The sequence below is a fragment of the Pseudomonas sp. LS-2 genome, assembly GCF_003605735.1.
Taxonomy (GTDB): Bacteria; Pseudomonadota; Gammaproteobacteria; order Pseudomonadales; family Pseudomonadaceae; genus Aquipseudomonas.
In genome coordinates, this window is sequence record NZ_QXTJ01000015.1 from 199,393 (window position 1) to 207,567 (window position 8,175).

Consider the following 8,175-nt stretch of genomic DNA (forward strand, 5'->3'; position numbering starts at 1 on the left):
TCGGTGGTCAGCTCGCGCCTCACTCGCCACGGCGAATGCAGTGCCTTGATTCTTCAGGTATCCGGCAGCTGGGATGCCCTGGCGCGCCTGGAAACCGGCCTGCCGAACCTGTCGAAGAAGCACGCGTTCACCGTCAATGTCGTGCGCAGCGCCACGCTGGAAAGTCGCCCGGAAGCCCTGCCTTACGTGGCCTACGTGAGCTCGGCGTATCGTCCGGACATCATCAACGAGCTGTGCCAGTTCTTCATCGACCATCACGTCGAATTGGAAAACCTGATCTGCGACACCTATCAGGCACCGCAGACCGGCGGCACCATGCTCAACGCGACCTTTACCGTGACGCTGCCCGCCGGCACCCAGATCAGCTGGTTGCGCGACCAGTTCCTGGACTTCGCCGACGCCCTCAATCTCGATGCGCTGATCGAACCATGGCGCCCGCAAGCCCCTATGTAAGGAAACCTCAATGGCTGTTGAACTGGACACACCCGTTGCCGACTTTCAGGTTCAGGCCACCAGCGACCAGGCAGTCAGCCTGTCGGCGCTGAAGGGTCAGCAAGTGGTCATTTATTTCTACCCCAAGGACAGCACCCCTGGCTGCACCACCGAAGGCCAGGGCTTCCGTGATCAGTACGCTGAGTTCCAGGCGGCCAACACCGTGGTCTTCGGCGTTTCGCGCGATAGCCTGAAATCCCACGAGAACTTCAAGGCCAAGCAGGAATTCCCGTTCGAGCTGATCTCGGACAAGGACGAGTCGCTGTGCCAACTGTTCGACGTGATCAAGTTGAAGAAGCTGTACGGCAAGGAATACTTGGGCGTTGATCGCAGCACCTTCCTGATCGACAAGAATGGTGTGCTGCGCAAGGAATGGCGCGGCGTGAAGGTGCCGGGGCATGTGGCTGCGGTATTGGAACAGGCCCAAGCGCTCAATAACGCTTGACCCTCCCCTGCGTTGACAGGTCCACACGCGCAACATGGGAACATGTCAACTTACACTTACCCTGTAGCAGTCCGGCTTGCCGGCGGTGACTTGCTCAAGATCGCTACCGCCGGCAAGCCGGACTGCTACAGGGTTTTGCGTTTGTTCGATCCCCTATCGACAAGCCTTCTACAACAACGGCGCCACCGTCGGCTCATTCCGAGGCCAGGCATCGAGCACGGCCTTGAACAGGGTCGCCAGCGGAATGGCGAAGAAAACCCCCCAGAATCCCCATAACCCTCCGAACAACAGTACGGCGCAGATGATCGCGACCGGGTGCAGGCTGACGGTCTGCGAAAACAGCAGCGGTACCAATACATTGCCGTCCAGGGTCTGAATAATTCCGTAGACCGCCATCAGGTAAATGAACTGATCGCTCCAGCCCCACTGAAACAACGCAATCAATGCGACCGGCACCGTCACCACCACCGCCCCCACATAAGGGACGACCACGGAAATCCCCACCAGCATCGCCAACAGCGCCGAGTAGTTGAGCCCCATCGAGACAAACGCGATGTAGGTTACAGCGCCACAGATAAAGATTTCGATGACTTTTCCGCGAATGTAATTGGCGATCTGCCGGTTCATTTCCTCAGCGACGCGGGTGATCAGCGTACGCTCACGAGGCAGGTAACCTCTCACCCAGCGACCAATCATCCGACGGTCCTTGAGGAAGAAAAACACCAGAATCGGCACAAGCACCAGATAGATCATCATGTTGACCAACAGCGGCAGGCTCGACAACGAAAAGGTAAGCGCCCACTGACCGAACTTCCCGACCTCACCACGGGCAGTATCGATGGCCTGCAGCACCTGCTCGTCGGACACCAGATGCGGATAACGTTCCGGAAGCAGCAGCAACAGGGACTGCCATTTGGCGAGCATTCCGGGCAGCTCGTTGAACAGGGTGATCAACTGGTGCCACAGCAGCGGCACGATCACCAGCAGAAACACTGCAAGTGCCCCCATGAACAGCGCGAAGACCAAACCTACCGCACCCCCTTCCGGGACACGCAGGCGCTCGAGCTGGACAACCATGCCCTGCATCAGGAACGCCAGCACCAGCCCCGCCAACACCGGCGCCAGCATGCCGCCCAGAGTCAGGACAACCGTGAACGCCAAAACCAGCAAGACGGCCAGCACCACTGCCTCTTCATCCGAGAAGTAGCGCTGCATCCAGTCGCGAAGCACTTTGAACATCAATAAACCTTTGGGCCAGGAGGAGAAAAGGCGAAGGGTGGAAAATCAGGCCTTGCGTAACCAGTATCGATAAATGCCATCGACGACTTCTTCATGCAACAGCGCATGGCCCGCGAGTTTGCAGAACGTGCGGAAATCACGCTGGGAACCGGCATCAGTGGCCGTCACTTTGAGCACAGCGCCACGAGAGAGGCGGTTGAGTTCCATCTTGGCCTTGAGCAAGGGCAGCGGACAATTAAGGCCACTGGCATCCAGTTCGGCATCGAATGTCGCAGGGCGGCCTACAGCGTCAGACATCGTTTCTCTCCGGATAGACACATCCCATTACACACAAAACTGCAACGAGGATGAATAAGAACACGCTTACAGACCCGCCAGAATACCCCACTCTGGTCAGCAAGCCATTGAGCCAGCTACAGTAACGACTTTCTGCCTCAGAGTTTCGTGCATGAATTTTTTGCGCCCCACACTGCTGACGCTCGCATGCCTCTTGGCAGCCCCGACTTTTGCGGACGATCTGCCGTCGCTTGGAGACGCCAGTTCGTCCATCGTTTCACCGCAACAGGAACACGACCTGGGCCGCGCCTGGCTGGGATTATTGCGCGCTCAAGTGGCTCAACTGTCTGACCCGCAACTCAAGGACTTCGTCGAGACTTCGATCTATCGCCTGGCCGAAACCAGCCAGGTACAGGACCGGCGACTGGAGNGCCGCCCCGGGCGGGATCATCGGGGTCAATGGCGGCCTGTTCCTGCACGCCGAAACCGAGGGCGAATACGCTGCGGTACTGGCCCACGAACTGGCTCACTTGTCGCAACGCCATTTTGCCCGCGGCGTTCAGGCTCAACAGCGCATGCAGGTCCCCATGATGGCCGCCATGTTGGCCGGTATCGTCATGGCAGCCGCTGGTGCGGGAGACGCCGGTATCGCTGCCATCGCCGGCTCACAGGCTGCAGCGATTCAGGAACAGGCACGGTTTTCCCGGCAGAACGAGGCAGAGGCCGACCGGATCGGCATTCTCAATCTGGAAAAAGCCGGTTACGACCCGCGAAACATGCCGACCATGTTCGAACGCCTGGCACGCCAGTATCGCTACGATGCCAAGCCGCCGGAATTCCTGATGAGTCACCCAGTGACCGAGTCGCGTATCGCCGACACCCGCAACCGAGCGGAGCAAGCCAAACCCGGCGGCAAGGAAGACAGCCTGACGTACCAGTTGATGCGCTCGCGGGTGGTTCTGATCTACGAAGAAACGCCCGGCATGGCAGCGAAACGCTTTCGTGCACAGATGGCTGAGAACCCTAAAAACGACGCAGCTCGCTACGGTCTGGCCCTTGCGCAAACCAAGGCCGGTCAGCTCAATGAAGCTCGGGAAACGCTCAAGCCCCTGCTCGACAAGGCGCCGGACAACATCACTTACAACTTGGCGGCAATCAATCTGGACATCACCAACAACCGTTTCCCCGATGCGCAGCAGCGGGTGAACAGGATGCTGGACCTCTATCCGGACGACTACCCGCTGAATCAGGCCAAGGTCGACATATTACTCAAGCAGTCCAAGGCCCCCGAAGCGCTGAAAGGATTGGAAACGCTGCTGAAAAGCCGCCCGGACGATCCAGACATCTGGAACCAGGTAGCGGACACCCGCGGACTATCCGGCAACACCATCGGTTCGCATCAGGCTCGCGCCGAGTACTTCGCGCTCATGGGTGACTTCAAGCAAGCGATCCAGCAGCTTGAGTTCGCCAAACGCCGCGCCAACAACAACTTCCAGCTGGCTTCGCGCATCGATGCGCGTCAGCAGGAAATCATCGCTCAGGAACGCGCGGTGAAAGAGATGATGAATTGAACCTGAAGGGACGCGCTCGCCCGCGATCGCGATTAAGGTGCTTCTGAATCGCGCCCATCGCTGAATCAGCGTAATCGCGGGCCAGCGCGCTCCTACAACGGATGATCAGGCATTACCGGAGAGCTTCATGCGCGCCGCCTGAGTGAAATCCAGCATTCGCTGCAATGGCCGCACGGCATTCGGGATGATCGCCGGGTCGACGAAGACTTCATTAGTACCTTCACGCAGACACTGCAGGGTGCGCGCCAGCGTGTTCATCGCCATCCACGGACAATGCGCGCAACTGCGGCATGCCGCGCCATTACCAGCCGTGGGCGCCTCGATGAAAATCTTGTCAGGGCACAACTGCTGCATCTTGTAGAAAATGCCTCGATCGGTTGCCACGATGTAGGTCTTGTTCGGCAGGGTCTGTGCTGCCTTGATCAGCTGACTGGTGGAACCCACGGCATCGGCCAGGTCTATCACCGACTCAGGTGACTCCGGGTGCACCAGAATCGCAGCGTCCGGGTATAACGCCTTCATGTCTTCCAGTTGCCGCGACTTGAACTCTTCATGGACGATGCACGCGCCGTCCCACAGCAGCATGTCCGCGCCGGTTTCGCGCTGAATGTAACGTCCCAGATGCTTGTCCGGCGCCCAGATGATCTTCTCGCCGTTGTCCATCAGACTCTCGACGATTTCCAGCGCGCAGCTTGAAGTCACGACCCAGTCGGCACGGGCTTTGACCGCCGCAGACGTGTTGGCATAAACCACCACGGTTCGCTCGGGATGCTCATCACAGAAGGTCGTGAACTCGTCGACGCCGCAGCCCAGATCCAGCGAGCAGGTCGCTTCCAGGGTTGGCATCAGAATGCGCTTTTCCGGGGTCAGAATTTTCGCGGTTTCGCCCATAAAGCGGACCCCGGCGACCAGCACGGTGCTTGCCGGATGGTTTTTGCCGAAACGCGCCATTTCGAGAGAGTCGGATACGCAGCCGCCGGTCTCTTCCGCCAGCGCCTGAATGATCGGGTCGCAATAATAATGAGCAACCAGCACCGCGTCCTGAGCCTTCAGCTCGTCAGCGATCAGACGACGGTACTCGGCTTCTTCTTCCGGGGTCAGGGCCTTGGGCTGCTTGGCGTCTAAATGCGCTTGTACCAGAAGGCGTTCGGAAATCTGTGTCATGTTCGCAGGACCTGAATGCGCGTAAGCGCGAACGTCGAGTTTACACCTGAACAACAGGCAACAAGGAAAAGCGGAAACCCTCACGGTCATGAAGTTTCCAGCTTCGTACATGCCTCTTTGTGCATGCATCAATGAAGATTCGCCACGCGTTTTCCCCCATGGTTACCCTTCAGGTGAAGACCAGGGCGGGAGGTCGCGCAAAGCGGCGGCGAATGTATCACGTAACCTGTTGAGCGTTCACTTAACGGCTGCCTCCCAAGCGAGAGGCATGGACAGCTCGACGTCTTCAGCAAACGCAATGGACACGCAGTCCTGCTCGTTAGAGCGAACCCGTGCTCGGGGAGAGGCCAATGATGAAATTCAAGGCAAAAAAAACCCGAGAATTCACACTTACGTGGACCTCTCGGGTTTTGAAGATGGTGGGTCGTGTGGGATTCGAACCTACGACCAATTGGTTAAAAGCCAACTGCTCTACCAACTGAGCTAACGACCCGCTTCGTGGTGGCGCGTATATTACCGGTTTATCTCAGTAATTCAACACCTTATTGAAAATAAAATTAAAAATAACGCGTTGGGTCAGTTACACCGGCTGCCAGAAAGCCTTCTGCGCGCAGCCGGCAGCTATCGCATTTACCGCACGCGCGGCCCTGATCGTCGGCCTGGTAGCAGGAAACCGTCAGTCCGTAGTCAACGCCCAGACGCGTACCCGCTTTGACGATGTCGGCCTTGCTCAACATCTGCAACGGCGCCTGGATCGTGAAGCCCTGCCCTTCTACGCCAGCCTTGGTCGCAAGGTTAGCCATGCGCTCGAACGATTCGACGAATTCGGGACGGCAATCCGGATAACCCGAGTAATCAACTGCGTTTACACCGATGAAGATGTCGCGAGCACCCAGGACCTCTGCCCAACCCAGTGCCAACGACAGGAACACCGTGTTGCGAGCCGGGACATACGTGACCGGTATGCCTTCGCCCGGCGCTTCAGGGACGGCAATGCTGCTGTCGGTCAGTGCCGATCCGCCGATACCGTTCAGGTTGAGACCGATCACTTTGTGCTCGATGACGCCCAGGTCCTTTGCCACCCGCTCGGCAGCCTGCAGTTCGGCACGATGACGCTGACCGTAGTCGAAGCTCATGGTGTAGCAGGCAAAACCGTCAGCCTTGGCCATGGCTACGACAGTCGCCGAATCAAGGCCGCCAGACAGCAGGATTACCGCTCTTTTTTCAGTCATGGTTGTTTCACTCATATCAGCGCCCCGGCTCGTCGTTCCAGAGATATTTGTGCAACTGCATTTGCAGACGTACTGGCAGGTTGTCGGCCACGATCCAGTCCGCCAGAGCGCGGGCGTTCATGTTGCGATGTTCTGGGGAGAACAGTACCTCACCAGCGCGACGATCGAGCCCGTACTGGATAAGCTTTGAAACCGACCAGTCGTAGTCTTCACGGGAGCAGATCACGAACTTGACCTGATCATTGGCGGTCAGCAAGTCGATATTTTCGTATCGGTTACGCGAGACTTCTTTCGAACCCGGTGTTTTGAGGTCCAGAACACGGCTGACGCGGGAATCGACCTTCGAGATATCCAGCGCGCCGCTGGTTTCCAGGGACACCTCGTATCCTGCGTCGCACAGACGTTTGAGCAGCGCGATGGCATTTGGCTGGGCCAAGGGCTCACCGCCAGTGACGCACACGTAGCGCGGCCGATAACTGGCCACCTGCTCCATGAGGGAGTCGAGGGTCTGGAGGGTACCGCCACTGAACGCGTATTCGCTGTCGCAATAACCGCAGCGCAAGGGGCAGCCGGTGAGACGCACAAATACGGTAGGCAAGCCTGCCGTGCGCGTTTCACCCTGCAAAGAGTAAAAAACTTCGGTGATGCGTAATGTGTCTTGCATAGGGGCCACGGGCGTAACGGCTAAACAGGCCATCCGCCTCCGTCAGGCACTTCCGTACACCCTGCGCTCGCAGAATCTACCGAAGCGTAATCAATACCGGAATTTCGGGTGCGAAAGTGTAACGAAAAAAGCCGCGCAACGCGCGGCTTTCTTGAATCGAGGGTCAAACTGGCTGGCAAATCAGAGACGCTGAAGGTCCCGTTGAGCCAGTTGAGCCGCCGAAGTGCCGGGGTACTGGGCAACGACTTGCTGCAGGATACCTTTGACCTTGTCAGTGTGCCCAAGACGACGCTCGACATCTGCCAGCTTGTACAGCGAGTCAGGCACCTTGGCATGCTTGGGGTACAACTGGCTCACTTTGGCAAAGGCCTGACCTGCACCTTGAAGATCACCCTTGGCAAGGTTCACTTCCCCCAGCCAATACTGGGCGTTGCCCGCATATTGACTGCTTGGGTACTTGCGCAGGAAAGCCGAGAACGCCTGACTGGCCTTGTCGAAATCCTTGGCCTTGATCAGGTCGAAAGCCGCGTCGTAGTAGAGCTTCTCTTTCGCCGGATCGCCTGGCTCACTGCTGGTCTGCGGTGCCTGACCGGCAGCAGCGCCAGCAGCAGGGGCAGCAGGTGTTCCGCCGGCATTGACGCCGCCGTCGGAAGCAGAATTGTTGGCAGCTGGTGCAGCAGGTGCGCCGCCAGCTCCAATGCGGGAGTCAAGGTCCTTGTAACGATCCAGAGCTTCTTGCTTCATCTGCTGGATGTCGTTCTGCTGGACTTCGACGATTCCGCGCAAGCGCGAAATTTCGTCCTGCATTTGTTGCAACTGCATGAACAGCTGACCTTGCGCCGAAGGCGGGGCCGTAACCCCACCTCCGGCGTAGGCGCCCGCCGTACCATAACCCGATGGCGGATAACTGCTGCCAGCAGAGCCAGAGTTGTCATCGACCACAGGAACCGCACCCATCGCTGCAAGAGGAAGGGTGAGAGCCAAAACGGTTAAAGCACGGCGGCACGTTCGCATGTCAAATTACTTACGCAGTTCGACGCGACGGTTTTGAGCCCAGGATTGCTCGTCGTTGCCGGTAGCAACTGGACGCTC

At 58.2% G+C, this 8,175-nt stretch carries 8 protein-coding genes, 1 tRNA gene and 3 pseudogenes; 4 read left to right on the forward strand and 8 right to left on the reverse strand.

Going from position 1 to position 8,175, the window contains the following annotated elements:
* On the forward strand, positions 1 to 453 hold a 453-nt coding region (locus D3M70_RS09205; RefSeq protein ID WP_120125466.1), incomplete at its 5' end, for a glycine cleavage system protein R.
* Positions 454 to 463: 10 nt separating this feature from the next.
* Positions 464 to 937 (forward strand): peroxiredoxin, encoded by a 474-nt coding sequence (locus D3M70_RS09210; RefSeq protein WP_120125467.1) that lies wholly within the window; start codon positions 464 to 466, stop codon positions 935 to 937.
* A 168-nt stretch (positions 938 to 1,105) separates the two neighbouring features.
* Here the strand turns inward: D3M70_RS09210 and D3M70_RS09215 are convergent, their stop codons facing one another.
* Positions 1,106 to 2,176 carry an AI-2E family transporter gene (locus D3M70_RS09215; protein ID WP_120125468.1) on the reverse strand — a complete coding sequence of 357 codons (1,071 nt, stop codon included), beginning with the start codon at positions 2,174 to 2,176 and terminating at the stop codon, positions 1,106 to 1,108.
* Positions 2,177 to 2,221: 45 nt separating this feature from the next.
* On the reverse strand, positions 2,222 to 2,473 hold the full coding sequence (locus D3M70_RS09220) for a sulfurtransferase TusA family protein (protein WP_120125469.1): 252 nt from the start codon (positions 2,471 to 2,473) through the stop codon (positions 2,222 to 2,224).
* A 151-nt stretch (positions 2,474 to 2,624) separates the two neighbouring features.
* Between D3M70_RS09220 and D3M70_RS32950 the strand changes: the two are divergent.
* Both D3M70_RS32950 and D3M70_RS09225 read left to right on the forward strand, forming a co-directional pair.
* Positions 2,625 to 2,882: pseudogene (locus D3M70_RS32950) on the forward strand (M48 family peptidase); the annotation flags it as partial.
* 1 nt (position 2,883) lies between these two features.
* A pseudogene (locus D3M70_RS09225) lies at positions 2,884 to 4,023 on the forward strand (M48 family metalloprotease); the annotation flags it as partial.
* A gap of 105 nt (positions 4,024 to 4,128) precedes the next feature.
* Here the strand turns inward: D3M70_RS09225 and nadA are convergent.
* The 6 genes and pseudogenes from nadA to D3M70_RS32955 all read right to left on the reverse strand — a co-directional run.
* The gene (nadA, locus tag D3M70_RS09230; protein ID WP_120125470.1) at positions 4,129 to 5,187 is read right to left on the reverse strand and encodes a quinolinate synthase NadA; all 1,059 of its coding nucleotides are present in this window, start codon (positions 5,185 to 5,187) and stop codon (positions 4,129 to 4,131) included.
* 417 nt (positions 5,188 to 5,604) lie between these two features.
* A tRNA-Lys gene (locus tag D3M70_RS09235) sits at positions 5,605 to 5,680 on the reverse strand.
* Positions 5,681 to 5,744: 64 nt separating this feature from the next.
* On the reverse strand, positions 5,745 to 6,419 hold the full coding sequence (gene queC / locus D3M70_RS09240; protein ID WP_165869766.1) for a 7-cyano-7-deazaguanine synthase QueC: 675 nt from the start codon (positions 6,417 to 6,419) through the stop codon (positions 5,745 to 5,747).
* A 16-nt stretch (positions 6,420 to 6,435) separates the two neighbouring features.
* Entirely contained in the window at positions 6,436 to 7,083 is a 648-nt protein-coding gene (gene queE / locus D3M70_RS09245; RefSeq protein ID WP_120125472.1) for a 7-carboxy-7-deazaguanine synthase QueE, read from the reverse strand.
* A gap of 180 nt (positions 7,084 to 7,263) precedes the next feature.
* Positions 7,264 to 8,097: a tol-pal system protein YbgF gene (gene ybgF, locus D3M70_RS09250; RefSeq protein ID WP_120125473.1), complete on the reverse strand. Its 834-nt coding sequence runs from the start codon at positions 8,095 to 8,097 to the stop codon at positions 7,264 to 7,266.
* Between the two features lie 6 nt (positions 8,098 to 8,103).
* Positions 8,104 to 8,175: pseudogene (locus tag D3M70_RS32955) on the reverse strand (peptidoglycan-associated lipoprotein); the annotation flags it as partial.

Bases quoted from the DNA above. Each gene is read 5' to 3' on its own strand.
- nadA (WP_120125470.1), bottom strand. From the start codon at position 5,187: ATGACACAGATTTCCGAACGCCTTCTGGTACAAGCGCATTTAGACGCC.
- queC (WP_165869766.1), bottom strand. From the start codon at position 6,419: ATGACTGAAAAAAGAGCGGTAATCCTGCTGTCTGGCGGCCTTGATTCG.
- D3M70_RS09220 (WP_120125469.1), bottom strand. From the start codon at position 2,473: ATGTCTGACGCTGTAGGCCGCCCTGCGACATTCGATGCCGAACTGGAT.
- D3M70_RS09210 (WP_120125467.1), top strand. From the start codon at position 464: ATGGCTGTTGAACTGGACACACCCGTTGCCGACTTTCAGGTTCAGGCC.
- ybgF (WP_120125473.1), bottom strand. From the start codon at position 8,097: ATGCGAACGTGCCGCCGTGCTTTAACCGTTTTGGCTCTCACCCTTCCT.
- D3M70_RS09215 (WP_120125468.1), bottom strand. From the start codon at position 2,176: ATGTTCAAAGTGCTTCGCGACTGGATGCAGCGCTACTTCTCGGATGAA.
- queE (WP_120125472.1), bottom strand. From the start codon at position 7,083: ATGCAAGACACATTACGCATCACCGAAGTTTTTTACTCTTTGCAGGGT.